General features: G+C 63.4%; 18 protein-coding genes, 1 tRNA gene and 1 other RNA gene. 10 read left to right on the top strand and 10 right to left on the bottom strand.

The window, feature by feature from the left end:
- Nucleotides 1-133 precede the first annotated feature (133 nt).
- Nucleotides 134-1,684 carry a catalase gene (locus ABRP64_RS05715; RefSeq protein ID WP_349865772.1) on the bottom strand — a complete coding sequence of 517 codons (1,551 nt, stop codon included), beginning with the start codon at nt 1,682-1,684 and terminating at the stop codon, nt 134-136.
- A gap of 183 nt (nt 1,685-1,867) precedes the next feature.
- Between ABRP64_RS05715 and ABRP64_RS05710 the strand changes: the two genes are divergently transcribed.
- Nucleotides 1,868-2,410 (top strand): RNA polymerase sigma factor, encoded by a 543-nt coding sequence (locus tag ABRP64_RS05710; RefSeq protein WP_284770734.1) that lies wholly within the window; start codon nt 1,868-1,870, stop codon nt 2,408-2,410.
- A 260-nt stretch (nt 2,411-2,670) separates the two neighbouring features.
- Nucleotides 2,671-4,029: a YkvI family membrane protein gene (locus ABRP64_RS05705; RefSeq protein ID WP_284783227.1), complete on the top strand. Its 1,359-nt coding sequence runs from the start codon at nt 2,671-2,673 to the stop codon at nt 4,027-4,029.
- 95 nt (nt 4,030-4,124) lie between these two features.
- Here the strand turns inward: ABRP64_RS05705 and ABRP64_RS05700 are convergent, their stop codons facing one another.
- Both ABRP64_RS05700 and ABRP64_RS05695 read right to left on the bottom strand, forming a co-directional pair.
- The gene (locus tag ABRP64_RS05700) at nt 4,125-5,156 is read right to left on the bottom strand and encodes an aspartate-semialdehyde dehydrogenase (protein ID WP_349839274.1); all 1,032 of its coding nucleotides are present in this window, start codon (nt 5,154-5,156) and stop codon (nt 4,125-4,127) included.
- Nucleotides 5,157-5,190: 34 nt separating this feature from the next.
- Nucleotides 5,191-6,456, bottom strand: a complete 1,266-nt coding sequence (locus ABRP64_RS05695; RefSeq protein WP_023016575.1) for an aspartate kinase — start codon at nt 6,454-6,456, stop codon at nt 5,191-5,193.
- A 240-nt stretch (nt 6,457-6,696) separates the two neighbouring features.
- Here ABRP64_RS05695 and ABRP64_RS05690 point away from each other — a divergent pair, with 240 nt between their 5' ends.
- Entirely contained in the window at nt 6,697-7,539 is an 843-nt protein-coding gene (locus ABRP64_RS05690; RefSeq protein WP_284770731.1) for a DMT family transporter, read from the top strand.
- On the opposite strand, the gene ABRP64_RS05685 is transcribed toward ABRP64_RS05690, so the two are convergent.
- Nucleotides 7,536-8,627: a hypothetical protein gene (locus ABRP64_RS05685; protein WP_349865770.1), complete on the bottom strand. Its 1,092-nt coding sequence runs from the start codon at nt 8,625-8,627 to the stop codon at nt 7,536-7,538. The two genes, ABRP64_RS05690 and ABRP64_RS05685, sit on opposite strands and share 4 nt — an antisense overlap.
- 235 nt (nt 8,628-8,862) lie before the next feature.
- On the opposite strand from ABRP64_RS05685, the gene leuA reads away from it, so the two are divergent.
- The 6 genes from leuA to ABRP64_RS05655 all read left to right on the top strand — a co-directional run bounded on the left by leuA (nt 8,863) and on the right by ABRP64_RS05655 (nt 16,373).
- Nucleotides 8,863-10,680 (top strand): 2-isopropylmalate synthase, encoded by a 1,818-nt coding sequence (leuA, locus tag ABRP64_RS05680; RefSeq protein WP_284770729.1) that lies wholly within the window; start codon nt 8,863-8,865, stop codon nt 10,678-10,680.
- Between the two features lie 34 nt (nt 10,681-10,714).
- Nucleotides 10,715-11,497 carry a hypothetical protein gene (locus ABRP64_RS05675; protein WP_349865768.1) on the top strand — a complete coding sequence of 261 codons (783 nt, stop codon included), beginning with the start codon at nt 10,715-10,717 and terminating at the stop codon, nt 11,495-11,497.
- 300 nt (nt 11,498-11,797) lie between these two features.
- On the top strand, nt 11,798-13,096 hold the full coding sequence (locus tag ABRP64_RS05670; protein ID WP_410756170.1) for an exonuclease domain-containing protein: 1,299 nt from the start codon (nt 11,798-11,800) through the stop codon (nt 13,094-13,096).
- Nucleotides 13,097-13,123: 27 nt separating this feature from the next.
- The gene (locus ABRP64_RS05665; protein ID WP_349865766.1) at nt 13,124-14,401 is read left to right on the top strand and encodes a Mur ligase family protein; all 1,278 of its coding nucleotides are present in this window, start codon (nt 13,124-13,126) and stop codon (nt 14,399-14,401) included.
- Nucleotides 14,394-15,167: a type 1 glutamine amidotransferase gene (locus ABRP64_RS05660; RefSeq protein WP_284796617.1), complete on the top strand. Its 774-nt coding sequence runs from the start codon at nt 14,394-14,396 to the stop codon at nt 15,165-15,167. Before ABRP64_RS05665 ends, ABRP64_RS05660 begins: the two co-directional genes overlap by 8 nt.
- 114 nt (nt 15,168-15,281) lie before the next feature.
- Entirely contained in the window at nt 15,282-16,373 is a 1,092-nt protein-coding gene (locus tag ABRP64_RS05655) for an HNH endonuclease signature motif containing protein (RefSeq protein WP_349836977.1), read from the top strand.
- A gap of 41 nt (nt 16,374-16,414) precedes the next feature.
- Here the strand turns inward: ABRP64_RS05655 and ABRP64_RS05650 are convergent, their stop codons facing one another.
- The 6 genes from ABRP64_RS05650 to ffs form a co-directional block, all read right to left on the bottom strand.
- Nucleotides 16,415-17,071, bottom strand: coding sequence for a recombination mediator RecR (locus tag ABRP64_RS05650; protein WP_349865764.1), 657 nt, complete (start codon nt 17,069-17,071; stop codon nt 16,415-16,417).
- Between the two features lie 72 nt (nt 17,072-17,143).
- A complete protein-coding gene (locus tag ABRP64_RS05645) occupies nt 17,144-17,509 on the bottom strand; it encodes a YbaB/EbfC family nucleoid-associated protein (protein ID WP_023024999.1) in 366 nt (121 codons plus the stop codon).
- Nucleotides 17,510-17,565: 56 nt separating this feature from the next.
- A complete protein-coding gene (locus ABRP64_RS05640; RefSeq protein WP_349865762.1) occupies nt 17,566-20,316 on the bottom strand; it encodes a DNA polymerase III subunit gamma and tau in 2,751 nt (916 codons plus the stop codon).
- An 18-nt stretch (nt 20,317-20,334) separates the two neighbouring features.
- Nucleotides 20,335-20,859: a hypothetical protein gene (locus ABRP64_RS05635; RefSeq protein WP_349865760.1), complete on the bottom strand. Its 525-nt coding sequence runs from the start codon at nt 20,857-20,859 to the stop codon at nt 20,335-20,337.
- Nucleotides 20,860-20,881: 22 nt separating this feature from the next.
- Nucleotides 20,882-22,153 carry an aspartate aminotransferase type Ic gene (locus ABRP64_RS05630; RefSeq protein ID WP_284854000.1) on the bottom strand — a complete coding sequence of 424 codons (1,272 nt, stop codon included), beginning with the start codon at nt 22,151-22,153 and terminating at the stop codon, nt 20,882-20,884.
- A gap of 63 nt (nt 22,154-22,216) precedes the next feature.
- An RNA gene (ffs, locus tag ABRP64_RS05625) (signal recognition particle sRNA small type) lies at nt 22,217-22,313 on the bottom strand.
- A gap of 198 nt (nt 22,314-22,511) precedes the next feature.
- Here ffs and ABRP64_RS05620 point away from each other — a divergent pair.
- A tRNA-Ser gene (locus tag ABRP64_RS05620) sits at nt 22,512-22,600 on the top strand.
- Nucleotides 22,601-22,662 lie beyond the last annotated feature (62 nt).

The raw sequence follows: 22,662 nt of genomic DNA, 5'->3' as shown, positions 1-22,662 counted from the left end.
TACAGGCCGCCTTCGACCAACTGTCTCCGCTGCACCCAACTCACAGCAACTCGCTGTGGGTTGAGGACGTGGGGTTGGTCGAAGGCGGCCTGTATTTTATGCCTCTAAGAAGCAGTACAACCGCAGTGGCGGGCTACTTCTTTTCGGCAAAGACCTCGCGCACGCGCTGGCCCAGATCCGGGTGGACGTTGGTCCAGTACTGGTACACGCGCTCTTCGGTTTCCTCGGACACGCCGGCCATCGCGTTGGTGATATTGGTGACCAAGCGCTCCTTGGCGCCGTCGTCGTAGACGTTTTCGTACAGGTCGCGCGCTTGGACGAAGTCATCGTCTTCCGCATGGCGTACGTACGGCGCGCGGACCAAGTCCTGACCGTGGGGATCCGGGTTCACGTAGAGGTCCGCCGCAGTGGTGGTCTCTAGGTCCTCGCGGTTGTTGACGGAGGCATCATCAAGCACGCCCGTACCCTTCGCATGGCGGTTGGGCGAGTACACCGGATCCTCTGGTGCATTGTAGAAGTACTGCATTGGACCCTCGTGCTCGTAGGTATTGACCTTCTCCGCATTACGAGGCTGGTTGACCGGCAAGTGCTTGTAGTTCGGCCCGATGCGATAGCGCTGCTGATCTGCATAGGCAAAGACGCGGGCCTGAAGCATCTTATCCGGAGATAGGCCAACACCCGGCACGATATTGGAGGGATCGAGTGCAACCTGCTCGATCTGGGCAAAGAAATTGCGCGGGTTGCGGTTGAGCTCGAAGTAGCCCACATCGTGCAGCGGGTAGTCCTTCTTGGACCAGACCTTGGTCAGATCGAAGGGATTGAAGCGGTAGTCCTCTGCCTCCGCAAGCGGCATGATCTGCACCTTGACATCCCAGATGGGGTAGTTGCCCTCTTCGATGGCGTTGTAGAGATCCGCGCGGTGGCTATCCGGGTTCTGGCCAGCTTCCACGGTGGCCTCTTCATCAGTGAAGTTCTCTACACCCTGGCGGGAGATGAAGTGGTACTTCACCCAGAATGCCTCGCCGTCTTCGTTGACCCACTGGAAGGTGTGGGAACCGTAGCCATTTTGGTGGCGGGTGGTCTTCGGGGTGCCGCGGTCACCCATCAGGTAGGTCACCTGGTGGGCGGATTCCGGGTTGCGGGTCCAGAAATCCCACTGCATATCGGCATCGCGCAGGCCATTGGAACCCAGGCGCTTTTGGGAGTGGATGAAGTCTGGGAACTTCATGCCATCGCGCAGGAAGAATACCGGGGTGTTATTGCCCACGATGTCGAAGTTGCCGTCTTCGGTGTAGAAGCGCAGGGCAAAGCCGTGCACGTCGCGCCAGGTATCCGGGGAGCCCTGCTCGCCAGCGACGGTGGAAAAACGGCCCATCATCGGGGTGACGGTGCCCTTCTGGAAGACCTTAGCCTTGGTGTAGGCGGACACATCTTCGGTGATGTGCAGCTCACCGTAGGCGCCGTGGCCCTTGGCGTGCGGGGTACGCTCGGGCACGCGCTCGCGGTTGAAGTGGGCGAGCTTTTCAATGAGGTGAATATCGTTAAGCGCGACCGGACCCTGGGGTCCGGCGGTCACGGACGTGTTCTCAGAAGGAACGGGCTGGCCGGAAGGGCGGGTCGTGGTGCCCTTGCCTGCGGGACGCTGTCCCTTGTTCAAGATGTCATCAGCGGTGGAATCAGTCATGGTATGTCTTTGCCTCCTGGCAATCAGTCGATAATTTGGGGTCAATTATCAATCACGGACAACCCATAGCTTACTACGTATAACGGCGCTGCGCTACTTTTTCCGCGCATAAGCCGCTTGCTTTTGCCCCAGCCACCGCAACCTTGGATAAGAAATCCAGGGGCTACTGGTAGATTCATTCAGGTGACCCACCACTCCGCAGCAGACGACGCCCGCGTCACCGAGCTCGCCCTCCGGGCTGGGCGCGGCGACCGAGCAGCGCTTACGGAGTTCATCAAGGCCACCCAGGATGATGTCTGGCGTCTGCTCGCCCACCTGGGCGGCCCCGAAATCGCCGACGACCTCACCCAGGAGACCTACCTGCGCGTCATCGGCGCCTTGCCGCGCTTTGCCGCCCGCTCTTCCGCGCGCACCTGGTTGCTCTCGCTGGCCCGGCGCGTGTGGGTGGATAATATCCGCCACGATATGGCCCGGCCCCGCAAGTCCGCCACGCAATACGAGGACGCCATGAGCTCCACCGCGGAAAACTCCGGTTCCTGGAGCGATTGGATTGATGCCCGTACGCTTATCGATGCCCTGCCGGCCGACCGCCGCGAAGCCCTCATCCTCACCCAGGTACTGGGCTATACCTATGAGGAAGCGGCCAAGATTGCCGGGGTGCGCGTTGGCACCATTCGCTCCCGCGTGGCGCGCGCCCGCAAGGACCTCATTGAGGGCGCAAATTAATACCCCCGAAAGTTTGAGCGTCTGGACGCATACTTTCGCCGCAATACTTATCAAAGTGCAGGTACTTAGGGCAGCGCAGGGGGCGCATGCGGCCTGAGGTCGGGGTAGAAAAATACTAAAGTGACGCGATTTCAGCTGTGAAGTAACGGGTGAAATGTGATTCTATTAGATACACACACGTGATAAATCGACCGTCGATCCGGGCCCGCGCGTTCCCAAAGCCGGGCCCGGCGAGTGTGAGTAAGAGAGTTTCTCCCCTCATGATTAAACGCGCAATCGGAATTTCCATGGCGTTTATTGGCGTCGTGGTGGGCGCAGGCTTTGCCTCGGGCCAAGAAGCCATGCAGTACTTCGTAGCTTTCGGTGAATGGGGCCTGTGGGGCATCGCCCTCGCCGCCGCCCTCATGATGGTCACCGGCGTGTCCATCCTGCAGCTGGGCTCCTATTTCCAGGCGGTGGAGCACACCGCTGTCTACAACAAGATCGCTTCACCAGTCACCGCCAAGATCTTGGACTGGTCCACGCTGATTACGCTGTTTTCCATCGGCTTCGTCATGTTCGCCGGTGGTGGCTCCAATATCAACCAGCAATTCCCCAGCATCCCCGTGTGGGTCGGCGGCACCGTCATGCTGATCCTCGTGCTGCTGGTGGGCCTTATGGACGTGGACCGCGTTACCCGCGTCATCGGTACCATCACCCCGTTCATCATCATCTTCGTGGTGCTGGCCACTGGCTACACCATCCTTACGGCCGATGTGGACTTCGCGTCCCTGAATACCTGGGCCATCGATAACGTCAATACCTCGCTGCCTAACTGGTGGCTTTCTGCGCTGAACTACACCGGCCTGAACGTCATGACGGCCGTATCCATGTCCATCGTCATCGGCGGTAACTTCCTAGATAACCGCGCCGTGGGCATCGGCGGCCTCATCGGTGGTTTCCTTTACCTCATCTTGCTGGCCCTGCTCGTCTTCGCCCTCTTCTTCGAGGCTAAGGACGTCAACGGCGAGGACATGCCGGTACTGAAGCTGATTACGGGCATCCACCCGGTTCTCGGCATCTTGATGACCTTCGTTATCTACGGCATGGTCTTTAACACTGCCATCGGTATGTTCTACGCCCTGGGCAAGCGCCTGACCCGCAATAACCCACAGCGCTTCTACCCCGTATACGCCGCATCCTGCATCATCGGCTTCATCCTGTCCTTCATCGGCTTCCAGTCCTTGGTCAGCAACGTCTACCCCATCCTGGGTTACCTCGGCCTGCTGATGATTGTCGTGATGGTTTATAACCGCATTAAAAACCGCGGCATGCTTGCCGATGAATCCGATCGCCGCATGCGCGCCCACGATCTCGTCGCCCGCAAGCTGGACCCGCGCGAGCGCTTTACCAAGAAGAACGAGCGCGAGCTGCGCATGCTAGCCGCGGCCTCCAATATGCACACGCAAGAATTCATCGATCACCTCGCCGAGGATATCCACGAGGAGCTCGAAGAGGACGATGAACTCGACTACGACCGTTCAGAGCCCGCGCCTTCCGTCACCTACGTCCAGCACACGAAGCCGGAAGTACCTTCCGTTGATAGTGACTTGGACTTTGGCAAGAAAGACGAAGACTAAGGCTTAAGCTTTAGAAGCCACACGCAATTCGGCTCCTCGCTTCCCATTACAGGAACGAGGAGCCGAATTTTTATGCGCCGGGCAAGGCTTCGCGGCTATACCAAAAGTTCTGCGATCTGGATGGTGTTGAGCGCAGCGCCCTTGCGCAGGTTATCGCCAGAGACGACGAGGACGAGGCCCTTATTGTCATCTACCGTCTGATCCTGGCGGATGCGCCCGACCAAGGAATCGTCCTTGCCGGCGGCGGCGAGGGGGGTGGGGACATCGGCAACCGTCACGCCTGGGGCATCGCTTAGAAGCTCGGTGGCCTGCTCGGGGGTGATGGGCTTGTCGAACTCCGCGTGGATGGTCAGGGTGTGACCGGTAAAGACGGGAATGCGCACGCAGGTGCCGGCAACCTTGAGGTCCGGCAGGCCGAGAATCTTGCGGGATTCATTGCGCAGCTTCTGTTCTTCGTTGGTCTCGTTGCTGCCGTCATCGACGAGGTTACCGGCAAAGGGCAGCGCGTTATAGGCAATGGGCGCGACGAAAGGTCCCAGGTCCTCATCATCGAGGGCAGAACCATCGTGGACTAGGTTCACGTTGTGATCGCCCACGCTGTAGACCTGCGCGGCCAGCGTCTGCACGCCCGCCAGGCCGGAACCGGATACCGCCTGATAGGACGATACGTGCAGCTTGTTGAGGCCGGCGGCATCGTGCAGAACCTTCAGCACCGGCATGGCGGCCATGGTGGTGCAGTTCGGATTGGCGATAATGCCCTTCGGCGGGTTCTTCGCCTCCTCAGGGTTTACCTCAGATACCACGAGCGGGACCTCCGGGTCCTTGCGGTAGGCCGAAGAATTATCCACCACGGTAGCGCCCGCGGCGGCAAAGACCGGGGCCCACTTCTCAGAGGTGGAACCGCCCGCGGAAAATACCGCGATATCGACATCGGCAACGGATTCTTCGGTGACCTCGGCCAAGTCCTCCACTTCAATCTGCTCGCCGCGGAATTCCAGCTCGGTGCCTGCGGAACGGGCAGAGGCGAAAAAGCGCACCTTATCCGCCGGGAAATTACGTTCTTCCAAAATGGAGCGCATCACGCGGCCGACCTGGCCGGTGGCGCCGACGACTGCAACGGTAGTCATTGTCTTCCTTTTTACTGCTCTGTAGTGCTCTGGTTTATCGTCCGGTTCCAGCATAGACGGTGGCTTCTTCCTCGCCGCCGAGCTGGAACTTATCGTGCAGGGCGCGCGCCGCCTTTTCCAGGTCTGCCTCGCGCGTCAGCATGGAGATGCGGATTTCGGAGGTGGAAATAAGCTCCATATTCACTCCCACATCGCGCAGGGCCTCGGTAAAGTCCGCCGTCACGCCGGGGTGGGACTTCATGCCGGCGCCGACGAGGGAGACCTTGCCCACCTGGTCATCGTAAAGCACATTGGACCAGCCGCCCTCAGACTGCAGCTTGCTCAATAGCTCCATCGCGCGGGGGCCATCGGCGCGCGGGCAGGTGAAGGTGATGTCGGTGGTGCCATCCTCCAGGGAGGAGACGTTTTGCAGCACCATATCGATATTGATCTCCGCATCGGCGATGACGCGGAAAAGCTTCGCGGCCTCGCCCGGGCGATCTGGGATGCCCAGCACGGTTACCTTCGCCTCGGATTTATCAGTTGCTACACCAGTAAGTACTGCTTCTTCCACGGGGATATCCTCCATCGAGCCGGTCACCAACGTGCCGGGGTCATTTGAATAAGACGAGCGAACTCGCAACGGAACATTGAAAGCGCGGGCGTATTCCACGCTGCGCAGGACCAGAATCTTGGATCCTACGGCGGCCATTTCCAGCATCTCTTCAAAAGAGAGCTTTTCTAGCTTTTGCGCATCCGGAACAATGCGCGGATCGGCGGTATAGACGCCATCGACATCGGAGTAGATTTCGCACACATCCGCCTTGAGCGCCGCCGCCAGGGCGACCGCGGTGGTATCGGACCCGCCGCGGCCCAGCGTGGTCACATCGCGCGAGTCCTTATTCACGCCCTGGAATCCGGCGACGATGCAGATCTGTCCATCCTCTAAGGCCTCGGTCAGGCGGCCGGGGGTGACGTCAACGATGCGCGCATTGCCGTGGCGCTCGGTCGTCAGCACGCCCGCCTGGGAGCCGGTAAAAGACTGGGCCTTCGCGCCCAGGGACTCCACCGCCATGGCCACTAGCGCATTGGAGATGCGCTCGCCGGCGGTAAGGAGCATATCCATTTCGCGCTGCGGGGGAACGGGATTGACTTGCGCTGCAAGGTCAAGAAGCTCATCGGTGGTATCCCCCATAGCGGAGCACACCACGACGACATCATTGCCCTGCTTTTTAGTGGCCACAATCCGCTCCGCTACCGCGCGGATGCGATCTGCGGATTCGAGGGAGGAGCCGCCGTATTTTTGAACGATCAGGGCCACGGTGTGGTTGCCACCTTTCGTTTTAAAAGGCACCCCTGCGCGCAGACGCGCCACAGAAATACCTGTCGGACACTAGTCAAATTCCTATGCTACCCCGCAAGGCGCTACACCTCATCATAATTCCGAGACAATACTTTTATTTTATTCACATACACCCCCGTGCGCGCGCTAGGCGCCGGGCCGGGGGCGGCATCGATAAGCAAAATGCATCTCCGTCACTTTTTTACTAGCGTTGAGCGGGTGTTAAGCAACCTCCTCGCCGTATTCTTCGCGCTCGCCTCCGCGCTTACGGTTGCTTGGGGCACGGTCGTTCGCCACCGCATCGCCCTTGAAGCAGACGATTCAGTCATGCGCTCCGCTATGACCAACCCACTGTGGTGGGTCGGCACTGGCGCAGCCATCCTCGCCTATGGCCTCCAGGTCGTCGCCCTGGGCTTTGGTACCTTGCTGGTAGTCCAGCCCATTTTGGTCCTCTCGCTCATGTTTACCCTGCCGCTTTCGGCCTGGTATGCCAAGCGCCCCATGCCCGTGCACGAGACGTTCTGGTCCATTGCGCTCACGGTGGCGGTCGGCGTGATGGTGGTCTACGGCCGCCCCGTTGCCGGCAATCCCCGGCCGGAGTGGAGCCAGTGGTGGCCCGCCCTGCTATTGGGCCTGGCCACCCTGGTCGCGTTGGGCGTGGCCGGCCATAAATTCCGCGAGCAGCGCCCGCTCGCCCTGGGCACGGCCTGCGGCGTCATCTACGGTTTCGTCGCCCTGCTTTCCAAGGCCGTGGTCGATATCTTCACCCACGAAGGCTTGAGCGTCCTGGTGGGCAGCTGGCAGTTCTACGGCCTCATCGGCCTCGCCCTGACCGGCACCGTAGTGCAGCAATACTCCTTTAACGCCGGCCCGCTGGCGCAGTCGCTGCCGGCCATGACCATCTTCGAGCCCATCGTCGCCTTCGGCCTGGGCTATATGGTCTTGGGCGAAAAGTTCCTCATTGATTCCACCGCCGGCTGGCTCGTCATGGTGGCCGCGCTCGGCGTCATGATTGCCGCGACCATCATTTTGTCCCGCAACCCGGTCAGCCAGCGCAGCTAGATCGCCCACTCGAATACGGTCAGCATATAGGCCGAAAACCAGGCTCCGAAGAGCACCCAGGCACCCACGCTTGCCGATGCCCCCTTCTTGCCCACCCACGGCACCAATACCACCGCTGCGGGCAGTAAGAGGCGGGGGCGGGAGTGCATGATGCCATCGGAAAGCAGCACATTGGCCATCAGCACCGCGGCAAAGAGCCAGGCTGGCAGCGGCAGGCGCCCCCAGGCCAGCAGCAGGAAGATGGGGGCGGCGATGATGACTGCGGCGCTGAGCAAATACCCACCATTCGTGGCGCTAGACAGCGTCTCTGCTACCCAGGACACCGTCGCCCGGCCACCATCGAAACCGGAATTCCAGTGCTTTTCCTGCAGGCCAAAGTAGCCGCCGGCGCCGGGTAAATGGCGATTGGCCCACCAGATATAGCCAGCTAAGGGCAGCGCCGATACCGCCACGCTCAGCCAAGCCCACCAGGTGCGCCGCGCCTTGCAGAGCACCATGAGCGCGAAGACCACGATGAGATCTACCACGGTGAGGCGGACGAAAGAGGCAAGAAAGATCAGCACCCCGGCCGCGATCCAGCGCTGATCATGCAACATCACCACGGCCCAGATCGCGAGCGCGCCGAAGAGCGCCTCCGTATAGGGCATGGCAAAAACGATGCTCATGGGCGCGCTGGTGACCACCGTCGCGCCGAGCACCTGGCCGCGCACCCCCAGCCCCATCTGCCTAGCCAGCGCCATGACGCCCGCTGCCAAGGCGATGGTGAAAAAGAGGTTGAGGACCATCGCCGTGCCTGCAACGTCCGTGCCCAGCAGGTTGCTAACTGCCCGCACCACCAGCGGGAAGCCGGGAAAGAACGCAAGGGTCGTTTCATCCGCCGGGGCATAGCCCGCGCGGGCGATATCCACGTAGTAGTTGGCGTCCCATTTATTCAGCAGCCCCCAGAGGGAATCGCCCTGCGCCGCGGCCAGCGCCGCGAGCACGCTGAGGCGAATCGCCGTTCCCGCAACCGCCACTAGTGCAGCATAAAACCAGCAGCGCAGCGCGGGCGCGGCTGTGGGGCGGCGGGTGGTAGGAACAGTAGGCACATCAGTATGGTACGCCACGGGCCCGCGCGTCCCGCTGAATGAAATATGTTGCCACACCGTGAGATCCTCTGTAGTGTGACCGGTATGACATTGCGGAACGACCTACTCCTTATCTGCCGCGGCGGGATTTCGGCCTAAACCTACGGCCAGCGCCCCGTCGCGGAGTCTGGCAATCCTTAGCCCAGCTGGCCGTCGCACTTCCCGACACCAAACACATTAAGGACACCGCACCCCCATGTCTCCCAACGATTCCTTCATTAGCGCACCCCGCGAAATCACCACCCCTGCAGGCCCTCCCCGCGAGGGACAGCCTGCGTGGAATAAGCAGCGCGGCTCCTCCATGCCCTTCGAGCGCTACCAACCCTTCGCCGTAGAGGTCGAGGACATCGACCTGCCGGACCGCACCTGGCCGGGAAAGAAGATCACCCACGCCCCGCAGTGGTGCGCCGTGGACCTGCGCGACGGCAACCAGGCACTGATCGATCCCATGAGCCCCGAGCGCAAGCACCGCATGTTCGACCTGCTGGTGCAGATGGGCTACAAGGAAATCGAGGTCGGCTTCCCGTCCGCCTCCCAGACGGACTTCAACTTCGTCCGCGAAATCATCGAGGGCGATAAGATTCCAGAGGACGTGACCATCCAGGTCCTCGTCCAAGCCCGCGAACACCTGATCCGCCGCACCTTCGAGGCCTGCGCCGGCGCCAAGAACGTCATCGTGCACTTTTATAACTCCACCTCGAAGCTGCAGCGCCGCGTGGTCTTCCGCAAGGACAAGCCGGCAATCAAGAAGCTGGCTACCGATGCCGCCGAGCTCATCAAATCCATCGCCGCCGACTACCCCGATACCAACTGGCGCTGGGAATACTCCCCCGAGTCCTTTACCGGCACCGAGCTGGATTTCGCCCGCGAGGTCTGCGATGACGTGGTCGCCATCATGGATCCCAGCCCCGAGAACCCAATGATCATCAACCTGCCGTCCACGGTGGAGATGATTTCGCCGAATGTCTACGCCGATTCCATCGAGTGGATGGACCGCAACCTGGCCCGGCGCGATTCCATCTTGATTTCGCTGCACCCCCACAATGACCGCGGCGAGGGCGTTGCCGCCGCCGAGCTGGGCTATATGGCCGGCGCCGACCGCATTGAGGGCTGCCTGTTTGGCAATGGCGAGCGCACCGGCAACGTGGACCTGGTGACCTTGGGCCTGAACATGCTCACTCAGGGCGTTGACCCCCAGATCGATTTCACCGATCTGCCCAAGATCCGCGAAACCGTGGAGTACTGTAACCAGCTGCGTGTCCCGGAGCGCCACCCCTACGGCGGTGAACTGGTCTTTACCGCGTTCTCCGGCTCGCACCAGGATGCCATCAATAAGGGCTTGGACGCGCTGGCCGCAACGGTGCGTCCGGAGGCCAATTCCACCGACGTCAGCTGGGAAGAGCTGCGCGATGCCATCTGGGAGGTGCCCTACCTGCCCATCGACCCGAAGGACGTGGGCCGCGATTACCAGGCCGTTATCCGCGTCAACTCCCAGTCCGGCAAGGGCGGCGTCGCCTACATCATGAAGACCGACCACGGCATCAATATGCCGCGCGCCATGCAGGCGGAGTTTTCCACCGTCGTGCAGGAAATCACCGATACCGAAGGCGGCGAGGTCAACTCCAAGAATATGTGGGACATCTTCGCCACCGAATTCTTGGACCGCACCACCCCGTTGCACCTGGAATCGTTTGAGATCGACAATATTTCCGCCGATGATACCGATGCCACCGTGACCGCCACCGTGACTTATAACGGCAAGGAATCCGAGGTCACCGGCACCGGCAACGGCCCCATTGCCGCCTACGCCAATGCGCTGGAGTCCTTGGGCATCGATTTCGATGTCATCGACTACTCCCAGCAATCGCGCTCGGCCGGCGATGATGCCGAGGCCGCCTGCTACATTGCCGCCGACGTCAACCAGAACAAGGTCTGGGGCGCAGGCATCGCCGCTTCCACGACCCGCGCCTCCATCAACGCGATTACCTCCGCAGTAAACCGCGCGTTGGCATAACGCGGGCGCGGGCCGACATGGTAGAAGATCGACTATGCCTTCTTCTACCTACCTCATCCCCCACCGCGGCCTCGGCGCGGTGCAGGCCTTGCCCATTCACGGCGCATCGGTGAAGGGCACGGAGGATTTTACCGTCACCCTGGCTCCCAGCCAGGAGGGCGGTTTAAGCGTGGAAGCACAGGGCCAGATCGGCACCATCAGCGCCGCGGACCGCACGGAATACCCCGAGATCGACCTCCTTTTCCGCGCCGGTCTCACCCCAGCCGCCACAGCCCAGCCGCATGCCGATGGCCACGTCGCCCTCCTGCTTCCCCGCCCCGGGCTCTGCCTGCCGGCGAATAATCCGCCCGGCGGGCCCTATACGATGCTCGGCTATGCCCCGCCCATCGATATCACCGATCTCCCCGCAGATCTCGATATCCCGGCCCAGGCCCGGATGCACGTGCTAGTCAACCTGGTGCCTTCCACCGACGCCGTCGATGTCTTCTTCGGCCCTAAATTCCTCACCACCCTGTCCCCGGGTCCCTCGCTGCCCCCGCTTGCCGATGCCCCCATCCTCGCCCACGCCTACCACGCCCCGCGCGGCAACGATCGCGTGCTGAGCATCTACGCCGGCGATCCGCTGCCCGCTTCCAACGAAGACTCCGTGGCCGTTGCCACCCCGACCACGCAGGCGGCGACCGAGACCTTCGAAACCAGCAGCTTTCGCGCCGTAACGGCCACCCCGGAACCCACACGCCACACTGGGTGGTGGGTCACGGCCATAGCCGTGGTCGCCGTCGTGGCGCTGGTGACCGTACTCATCGTCGCGGTTTAGTTTCCACTAAACCGGATTAGGCACCGAAAAGGCACGGCGCGCCCTGTCCCGCCACAGGAATTCCGGGATACTAGACTAAGGCTGATGAATAACACACCTGGCCCCTCCCCACAGTCGCCGCAGGCTCCCTCGCCGGCGACTATGGCGTCCCAGCATGCGGCTAGGACCCACGCCCAGGCGTCCCCTCACTCCGCAGCCAACTCCGCCGCCCAACCGGAGACCAAGGCTGCGGCACAGCAGCGCAAGCCGGGCCCCAACTCCCAAAGCGAATCCAGCACCAGCGTCCCCAACAGCACAGGTATGGCCAAACCAGGCCCGCGCCGGCCTCGGCCCCGTCCACGCCGCGCCGTCCGCCCCTCCGGCGGGCCGGCGACACCGAAAACCCCAGCCGACCCCGCTGCTTCAGCTGCTCCGTCCGCATCCAGCGCGGACAGCGCACCGCAAAAGCAGCCGGACAAGGCCGAGACCGTCACCAAGCACCCCTACGTAGCCCTCACGCTGCAGACCACGGGCATCCACCCGTCGACCGGGCGCATCGTCACCATTGATGCGGTGGCCTTTGATAACGCCGGCGATATTGGCCAGCGCTTCCACGCCGTGCTCAAGCCGGATATCGATGCCGGCCCACACCACCTCCACGGGCTGACCGTCGCGGATATTGAGCAGGCCCCTGCCTTTAGCAGAGTCCTCAAATCGCTGGATAAGCTTATCGATGGCCGCACCCTCGTCGTCCACGATATCCCCTATACCTGGGGCTTTATCGTCGCCGAGGCCCGCCGCGCCATGATGACCGCCGCCCGCCAAAACCGCGCGCGCAACCGCGGGCGCAATAAGGGCAAACGGCGCCGCCAAAAGGTGGGACACATGCCCGCCCCCGTACGCATCATCGATACCCTGGCCACCTCGTATGCGCAGGGGGTACGGTCGAATGATGTGCGGCTGAGGGGCGTCGCTAAGCAGAATGGCCTGGCTGCCGAGCCTAAGGCAACGGTGGAACGCGCCCGCCGCCCGGAGCAGGAGACCTCGCGCGAGGAGACGGAGCTGCTCATCCAGCTCTACCAGCACCAACAGCGCGGCCCCGTGCGCAGCTATGCCCCAGACGATGTCCGCGCCGACCGCTTTGGCCTGCAACGCTCGCACGTGCGCGTCGATGCCGCCGAGGCCCCCGTGCAGCACCACAACCCCGGAAAATACGAGCCCGGCAAGGAACTGCGCCGCGGCATGGAAATTGTCGTGGCCCCCGAAATCCTAGAGGACCCGGATACGATTATCTCCGCCCTCATGCGCGAGGAGCTGAACTATTCGGAAAAGCTCACCCGCGAGGCATCGCTTGTCGTGTGCAATGTCACCACGGATCTCGTGGGCAAGGCCATGCACGCCCAGCGCAAGGGCATCCCGCTGATGTCTGATGCCGCGTTTCTCGATGCCCTCACCCGCATCGAAGACCCCACCACAGCCCAGCCGCCGGCGCGGCGCCAGCCCCCGCAAAAGAGCGGCGGGAATAACCAGAGCAAGAGCCAGAAACGGCGGCGCAGGCGCGGCGGGCGCGGCCGGGGGCGGCGAAATTCTGGCGGCTCGGCACCCAAGAACAACGCCTAGCCCACTTCCCCGGCTACCCTAGAGGGCATGAGTTTTTCAGTCCCGGGTGCCTTGAAGAAGTTGCGCACCACCGCCGCGACATCCGCCGCGAAGCTGGCCACCACCGCTTCCCGCGCCACCGGCCGGGGCGCCGGCGGAATGATCGGCGGCCTTATCGCCAATGCCATTGACCCCTCCATCATGACCAACCTGGGCGGCGGGCGCCCGGCCGTGCTGGTCACCGGCACCAACGGCAAGTCCACCACCACCCGCATGCTCGCCGCCGCGGTCCGCGCCGAACACCAGGTCGCCACCAATGACGGCGGCGATAACATGGACGCCGGCATCATCTCCGCGCTCATGGCGGGCAAGGACGCCTCACACCTCGTCCTCGAGGTCGACGAGCTGCACGTGCCGCACGTCGCCGATAACCTCAACCCGCAGGCGCTTGTGCTGCTCAACCTCACCCGCGATCAGCTCGACCGCGTCGGCGAGATCAACAAGATCGAGCGCGCTCTCCGCGGCGCCGTGGAGGCCCACCCGGACATGTTGGTCATCGCCAATTGCGATGACGTGCTCATGACCTCGGTTGCCTACGACGCCAAGAACGTCATCTGGGTTTCTGCCGGTGCCGGCTGGCTCGGCGATTCCGTCACCTGCCCGCGCACCGGCGGCCACGTCGTGCGCACCGAGGATGACTGGTACGCAGTAAAGCCGCTTGCCGATGGCCGCGAGTTCCGCCGCCCGCAGCCGACGTGGGGCATCGACAAGCATGGCGTTATTACCCCCACCGCAAAGCGCCCGCTGAACCTGGCGCTGCCGGGCCGTGCCAACCGCGGTAACGCGGCGCAGGCCATCGCCGCGGCTGTCGAGGGCTTCGGCGTGGACTTGGATCGCGCTATTGCCGCGGCAGAAAGCATCGATGACGTCGCCGGCCGGTATTCCACCATCCACTGGAAGGGCCGCGAGATTCGCCTGCTGCTGGCCAAGAACCCCGCCGGCTGGCAAGAGGCCCTGTCCATGGTGGACCGCAGCGCCGATGGGCTGGTCATCGCCACGAACGGGCAGGTTGCCGATGGCATCGACATGTCCTGGCTCTGGGACGTAAAATTCGAGGGCTTTAACGGGCTCAGCGTCAAGGCCGCCGGCGAGCGCGGAACCGACCTTGCCGTCCGCCTCGTCTACGCGGATATCACCCACGAGCTCATCCCGGACCCCATGGATGCGCTCACCGCCTGCCCCGAGGGCCGCATCGAGGTCCTTGCCAATTACACCGCCTTCCGCGATCTGAAAAAGGCCCTGTCCAAGGAGGCTAATAATGCTTAATATCGGCCTAGTGCTTCCCGATGTCCTCGGTACCTACGGCGATGACGGCAACGCCCTCGTGCTGCGCCAGCGAGCCCGCATGCGCGGCCTCGACGCCGAGATCCACCCCATCCGGCTGGGCGAGCCGGTGCCCGAGACGCTGGATATTTATACCATCGGCGGCGGCGAAGACACCGCGCAGATTCTTGCCGCAGAGCACCTCATTGCCGATGGCGGGCTGACCCGCGCCGCCACGTCCGGCCGCCCCATCTTGGCCATTTGCGCCGGCCTGCAGGTCCTCGGCGAGTCCTTCCGCGCTTCCGGCCGGGTTATCGATGGCGTCGGGCTTATCGATGCCACCACCGCCGGCATGCAAGACCGCGCCATCGGCGAGGTATCCTCCACTCCTACCGGCGCCGGCGTGACCGCAGATCTCACCGAGCCGCTCACCGGCTTCGAAAACCACTTGGGCGCGACCATCCTCGGCCCGTCCGCCCAACCGCTGGGAACCCTCACCCGCGGCAATGGCAATGCCGACCAGGCCGCCACCGCAGACCTCGCCGACGGCTCCACCCAACGCACCTACGAAGGCGCCGTGCAGGGCAGCGTCATCGCCACCTATATGCACGGCCCCGCCCTGGCCCGCAACCCGCAGCTCGCGGATCTGCTCCTCGCCCAAGCCATGGGCATCCCGCTCGCCGATCTCGATCCGCTGGATATCCCCGCCGTCGACCGCCTGCGCACCGAGCGCTTCAACGCCGCCGAGCCGCCGCGCTCCCAGCGCTAAACCTGTGGATAACTTCGCCAATTCTCGGCCCTCACAGCCAAAAAGAGCCGAGTTATCCACAGGCCGGGCGCGGCCGCCTTGTAGCTCCCAGGCCCCAACCCTAGGCTGCGGGGCATGACGTTATTGGAGCAGCTGGGGGACATCGCCAAGCGCGGCGTAGACCTGATTGAAGAGGCCTACGCCGCCGCTGACCTGCCCCTGCCTGCGGACCACGCGCGCGAGCTGCGCCGCACCGCCGAGGCTTTCCTCGCACCTACCAGCCACTCGCGCTATCAGCGCCGCGCGCTGGCCGCCGCGCGCCGCAACCAGCACAGCCTGGCCACGCTCGCGCTCATCGCCCGCCGTTCCCGGCGCGTGAAAAATCCCACCGAGCGCTGGCGCTTCCGCGAAACCCTGTGCGCTACCGCCGGGACCACCGCCGAAGTGTCCCGCGCCGCCACACGCCTGCTGCGCGAAATCGCCCCACCGCCCGAGCGCGAAGACGGCGGGCGCCGCATCCTGCACGGCGAGAAAACCACGCTGAGCTTTACCGGCCCCGCCGCCGAAATGGCCGATATCTGGGCCACCGCGAAGGATAATCCCCTCGCCTGGCTCACCGGCTCCCGTGCCGTCGCGCCGGCCAGCGTGACCACCAATGTCATCATCGAGCTGCCGGATTACCTGAAAATCCTGCGCGGCGAGGGCTCAGAAGTCCGCCTCGCCATGACCAACGGTGCCACCATCACCGGCGCTGATCTCCTCCGTCGCACGCTCGCCGGCGCCGGGCTTTTTACCCTCATCCACCCCGCGGAAGGCCCCGTCAACCTCTACCGTGCCCGCCACGCCTCCGCCAAGCAGCGCCGCATGCTCGAGGCCGAAGGCGCGCGCTGCGCCTGGCCCGCTTGCAGGCGCCCCGCCGCTGAATGCCAAGCCCACCACATCTTCGAATACGCCCGCGGTGGCCACACCCACCCGGCGAATATGTGCCTTTTGTGCCCGTACCACAATTCCATCAACGGCCTTCCGGGGCGGGGGCGGATGGCGCGCATCAACGGGCGCATCGCCTGGCTGCCGCCGCATCCGCGCCACGCGGGCCGCCCCGCCCCGTCATCAGACCCTCCGGGTTCCGCTGCACGGCCGCACTCGGCCTCGCCACCGGAGCCGAATGCGCCTCCCCCAGTCTTTACTGGCCGCGCGCCACGCGGGCCCACCGCCAACGTGCCCTAAACCCCAAGAAACCAAAAGTCCCGGGCCGGTGCTGCGGACACCTAGATAGTCAAGCGCCCCGAAAGCGCACGGGACAAGGTGAGCTCGTCCACGAACTCCAAATCGCCTCCGAGCGGCATGCCGGAGGCCAATCTAGTGATCTTTAAATCGGGATAATCCCGCAATAACCGCACCAGGTATGCCGCGGTGGCCTCGCCCTCCGTATTCGGATCTGTGGCGAGGATGACCTCGCGGATGGTGGGGGTGTCGTCGTAAAGCGGGGCCTCTGGCGTGGAATCCGCCAACTCCCTATCCGGCAGCACCCCGCCCAGCCGCTGGAGGAGCGTGGAAATATTCAAATCCTTCGGCCCAACATTAGCCAGCGGGTCCAGCGCACCGCCAAGCACATGGTAGCGCCCCTCGTACTCACCCGTACGCTCGATGACCTGGATGTCCTTCGGCTCCTCCACGACGCAAATGGTGGAGGCATCGCGCTGCGAATTGATGCAAATCCGGCACACATCCTCGCGCGAAATATTGCAACAAATGCGGCAGAAAGTAACGCCGTCGCGCACGCCGCCTAAGGCATTTTGCAGGCGCTCAATATCCTCCGGTTCCATGTGCAACACATGAAACGCGATACGCTGCGCCGACTTCGGGCCGATGCCCGGCAGGCGCGAAAACTCATCAATGAGGTCCTGCAGAGGTCCTTCAAACACCACAACTCCCAAAATTACGTCAAGGCCGCGACCCCATCATCGGGGCAACGGCCTTTGTAGAATATCGCGCAGCTAGAAGCCGCCGAACATGTCATCCATCGACGGCCCACCCTGGCCGCCCATGCCCTGCGACAGGGGCCCAATCTTTTCCTGTGCCAACTTGCCCGCAGCGGCGTGGGCATCCTTAAACGCGCCCATCACCAAGTCCTGCAGCGTATCGATGTCCTCAGGGTCAACCACGGACTTATCAATCTGCAGGTCTACCAGCTCGGCGCCGCCGGTCATGGTCACCTTAACCAGGCCATTGCCCGCGCTGCCCTCAACGTTGGTGGCCAGGATTTCTTCCTGCGCCTTCTGCAGCTCGGCCTGCACCTGCGCTGCCTGCGCGATGAGGTCGTTCATGTCGTTGGGTTGTGGGGTGGAATCTTGTTCAGCCATAGTTTTCGTCCTTTCTCAATAGCTTTGCTACCGCCCGAGTCTACCGTGCCACAGTCCTAAACACGGCGTGCGCCTAGTTCCTTTTCCACGAGCTCCATCGCCACCTCGGTGGCGCTGCGGTGGTCCATTTCGCCTGCGGACTGCGCGGCTTCGACCATGTCGCGTTCTTCGTCATCGCGGGTATAGGCCGGCGGTTCTTCCGGCGGCGGTTCGTCCGCGGGGCCCTCCGGCTCGGGCGGCAGCGGCACCCCGTTGCTAAATTGCGGCGTGCGCGCAATTTCGTCATCGCGTTGCTTCGCCGCCTCGGTTGCCTTGGCGATGCGCGAGCGCCACCCGGGCTTACTCTCTGCCTCCTTGTCGTCGCTCGGCTCGCGTTCGGGCGCGTTGGGGTTCCATTCGGGTTTGCTTTGCGGCGCCCGCGGCGCATCGAACCCGGCGGTCTTTGGGTCCGTGCCCACCACGCAGTTGACCTGAATATCGCGTTGGAATTCTTCCCGTAGCACGTCCACGATGACGGAATTATTCGCCGGCGCATTGATGCGTTCTGCCAGCGCACCTGTGGTATGCCCCAGCGTCAGCGTGTTATCGCGGAATCCGAGCACGCGGGCTTCGGCAAGCATGATTTCAGCGACCTTATTCCGCTTGCCGACGCTCCCCCTCAGCTCCACCCATTTCCTCTTCACTGCCTCCACGAAGTCACCGTCATCGCCGCTTGCCGATGCCCCTTGCTGTTGCGGTTGTTCTGCCTGGGCTTGTTGCTGCCCCTCCGACTGCTCTGTCGCCGCCGGCACCGGTTTCTCCAGTGGTTCCGCCTGGCCGTTGCCGCGGGCTGGCGCATTCTGCGGAACCTGGCGCTCCTGGCCCCATGGATTCGCGCTACCGTCAGTTTCTACGTCGCCGCCTGCCGCGGTAGCCGAAGCTTCCTTTTCAGGCACATCGCTAGACTGCGAATCCGCGGACTGCTGCTCAGGCCGCCCAGACCCATCAGCTCTTTCTGACTTCTCCACCTGGTCAGACGGCCCAGCCTGGCCAGCCCAATCAGCCTGCACCGATTGCGCATGCTCCGCGCTCGGTTGTTCTTGGGACAACTCAGATCGTCCCTGATTCTCAGCCCCTGTCGACTCCGTTTGCGCTGGCTGTTCATGTTGCGCCGCCGGTGCTGGCTGCGCAGACTGCTCAGCCGGGGTGGCCTGCGCCGACTGCGCAGGACCCTCATGCTCGCCACGCGATTGCTGCGCCGTTGCCTCCGGTTGAGACGATGGTGACGGTGATGTTGCTTGCCCCGACTGTGCCTCGGTGCCAGCGGCCGCTTGATTTGATTGTTGTGCAGGCACCTCTGAGCCAGTAGGGCCCGTGGCGGCCTGGTTTTGTCGTTGCTGTGGCTCCGCCGGTGCGGTGGAGCCCGGAGCAGGCTGGTTTTGCTGGGCCTGGGACTTTGCGCGGCGCCGCGCGATGATGGCGGCCGCTGCCGACTGCGGGTCTTGGGCCCCCGAAAAGGCCGGGCCGTTTCCCGCAGAGGGTGCCGCCTGGCCCGATTGTCCTGGCTGCCCTGACTGCGCTGCCTGCGCCGACTGTGCCGACTGCACCCCTTGGCCGGCCTGGTTGGGCTGGCCAGACTGTGCGGATTGCGGGGCGCCGCTGGGTTGGGCGGCCTGAGGCAATTGGCCTGGCTGGCTCGCGGCGCCGAGAGCTGCACCCGGCGCCGCGGCGGACGAGGTACCGATGAGCAGGTGCGCGCACATGATCTCGAGCAACAGGCGCGGCGAGGTGGCCCCGGTCAGATCGCTGATGCGGTCATTGACCGTCGAGGCAAGATAAGTCAGCTGCGGGCCGGAAAAACGCTGCGCTTGGGAGGTGAGCACCTCGGCGCGGTCGGTGGGCGCGGAAACCAGGCCTGCATCGATAGCCCCCGGCACGGCCTGCAGGATCATCAGATCGCGCAAACGGTCGAGCAGATCCACCGCAAACCGGCGCGGGTCGTGGCCGGCCTCGATAACGTTGTCGATCTGTGCGAAAAGGCCGGCCTTGTCGTTCTCGGCGAGGGTGGCGATGGTGTCATCGAGAAGCGTGACGTCCGTAACGCCGAGCAGCGGACGCGCTAGGTCATAGGTCAGGCCATCGGGCCCCGCGCCCGCCAAAAGCTGGTCCAGCAGCGACAGGGTATCGCGCGGGGAACCGCCGCCGGCCTCAATGACCATGGGATAGACGGCGTCTTCGACCTGCACGCCCTCGGAAGCCACGGTCTTTTGCAGCAGCCCCTTCATCGCGGGCGGGGTAAGCAGGCGGAAGGGATAGTGGTGCGTACGGGAGCGAATGGTGCCGATGATCTTTTCCGGCTCGGTCGTCGCAAAGATGAAAATCACGTGCTCCGGCGGCTCTTCAACCACCTTGAGCAACGCATTGGCACCGGAGGGGGAAATCATGTGCGCCTCGTCGATGATGAAGATGCGGTAGCGCGATTCTGCCGGCGCATAGTAGGCGCGGTCGCGCAGCTCGCGCATGTCCTCCACGCCATTGTGCGAGGCGGCGTCGAGCTCCGTCACGTCCAGGTTGCCCGGGCCGCCGGGCGCGAGCGACACGCACGAATCGCACTTGCCGCACGGCGTCGAGGTGGGCCCGTGCTCGCAGTTGAGCGAGCGGGCCATAATCCGCGCCGAAGACGTCTTACCGCAGCCGCGCGGGCCGGAAAAGAGGTAGGCGTGGTTGATGCGCCCCGCGTCGAGGGCGGCAGATAGCGGCGTGGTGACCTGCTCTTGCCCCACGACCTCGGCAAACGTTGCTGGACGGTATTTCCGGTATAAAGCCACGGTTAGCCAGTTTACCGGCTAACCCTCGCGCGACCAGTCCAGCAGGTCAATGCCCTGCTCCGCCACGGCTTCCTGCAGCTTGCCGACGCCCTCTTCCACCCCAAACGCATATTCCGCATCCGTCAGCATCACCAGCTGCAGCACGAGCGTCAGGCGGTTCTCCTCGCGGTATTGCGGCGTCTGCCCGCCCCAGAGGTACGGGGCGATGAGCAGCCCGTGGTGCACGGTCAGCTCGCCGGGGAGATCCAAAAGTGACGGCAGCAAGACGCCGGGTTGCGCGGGCAAGAGGCCGCCCGCCTTCTCCAACTTCGCGGCCGCAGCCCCCACGGCGGCGGCGACTTCGGGCTGGCCCACGCGCGCCACAGTGACGAGTTCGCAGCGCACGTCCAGGCCTTCGGCATCGCTGCGCAGGCCGGTATCGACGTCGTTGAAGGTGGTGGTGAGGGCGAGGGATTGGGCATCGGCAAGCGTGGCTAAACCCAGCCTGCGCCCGTCGACGTACCGGAACTCCAGCGGAGCCGGGATGACCTCGCTAAGCCACACGGCAGATTCGTCGGCGTTGATTTTAGCCCTCCGCCTTTTCGATGGCTGCCAGGAGCACGCAGGTGGCGACGCCGTCGATGGCTTCCTCGATTTCCTCCTGCGGCGGCAGCGAAACCGCCAGGCGGATATTGCGGTCATTCTCATCGCGGCCGTGCGGGTAGGCCGCGCCCGCCTTGGTGAGCACGATGCCGGCGTCCTTGGCCAGCTCCCACACGCGGGTGGCGGTGCCGTCGACGACGTCCATGGAGATGAAGTAGCCGCCCTCCGGGTCGGTCCATTCCGCGACGCCGTACTCACCTAGGCGCTCATCCAGGATGCGGCGCGCGGCAGCGAACTTCGGCGCCAGCAGCTCGGCGTGGCTGCGCATCAGCTCGCGCACGCCGTCTGCGGAGCCGAAGAACTCGGCGTGGGCGAACTGGTTAATCTTATTCGGCCCAATGCCGCGGATGCCCGCGTGCTCCAGGTACCAGTCGAGGTTCTCCGCCGAGGAGCCGAAGAAGCTCACGCCGGAACCCGCGAAGGTGACCTTGGAGCTCGAGGACATGGCCCAGAAGCGGTTGGGATGCCCGCTCTGCTTGGCGATGTCCAGCACCGGCAAGACTTCCGGAAACTCGTCTGTCAGCGTGTGCACGGCATAGGCGTTATCCCACACGATGCGGAAATCCGGCGCCGCGGTATCCATTTCCGCCAGGCGGCGGGTCTTTTCCTCTGAGATGAGTACGCCGGTGGGGTTGGAGAACATGGGGATGAGCCACATGCCCTTGACCTGCGGGTCTTGGGTGAGCTTCGCGATGGCCTCGACATCTGGGCCGTCGTCTTCCATCGGCACCGTCACCAACTCGAAGCCGAAGAGTTCCGTGATGGCGAAGTGGCGGTCATAGCCAGGCACGGGGCAGATCCACTTGACGTTTTCTTCCTCGCTCCACGGACGCGGCGAATCGTTGGTACCGAAGGTATAGGCCCAAGAAATGAGGTCGAACATGATGTTGAGCGAGGAGCTATCGCCGGCCAGCAAGAGCTCCGGGTCAATATTGGTAAGCTCACCCCACAGCTCGCGCAGCTTCTTGACGCCCTTCAGGTTGCCGTAGTTGCGCAGGTCAGCGCCTTCAGAATCGGTGTAGTTTCCCTCACCTGGCAGCGACAACAGCGCATTGGAGAGATCGAGCTGCGCCTTCGACGGCTTGCCACGGGTCAGATCCAGCTTGAGACCCTTTGCTTTCAGGTCCGCGTATTCTTCGCGGACTTTCGCGGCAAGTTCTGCCAAGGCGGATGATTCCAGAGTAAGAAGCGACATTAGTATGTCTACCTTCCGTAGTGTGGTGCGACGTTTAGCCACCAATACTAACGCACCCTGCATAAAAAAGGGACCCCGCGCACCCGTCAGAGCCTCCTGACCCTTGCTGCATTCCTGCCCTGGGGGAGTTCAGAGGATGGACGCCACGCGGAATCCTGCCTTTACTCTAACGCCCGCGGGCCACATTAGCCAAATACGCGTCTCTCGGAGCGAGACGGAGGCTGCGGGCGGCATCGGTAAGCGGCAGCAGTACGGTAAGCGCGCCACCCTGCCCCACCGAAGCCCAATAATTGCCCAGAAATTACGTCTGACCAGGCGATTGGCATTCTAATTGCCACGGCTGCTAATGTTTCTTCTCGGAGGATTCGACTAGCGGCCTATGTCACACGCCTGGAACGCGTGCGGGGTTCACGCCCCTCGTGGGTTCAAATCCCACATCCTCCGCCATTGTCATGAGTCGCGACATGCTTGACAGGTCAGTCGCGACATCGTTGACAAACCGGCATCTC

Origin of the sequence: Corynebacterium sp. KPL4015, assembly GCF_040225725.1 — a bacterium.
Taxonomy (GTDB): Bacteria; Actinomycetota; Actinomycetes; order Mycobacteriales; family Mycobacteriaceae; genus Corynebacterium; species Corynebacterium rhinophilum.
This window is presented reverse-complemented; position numbering and strand designations above follow the sequence as displayed.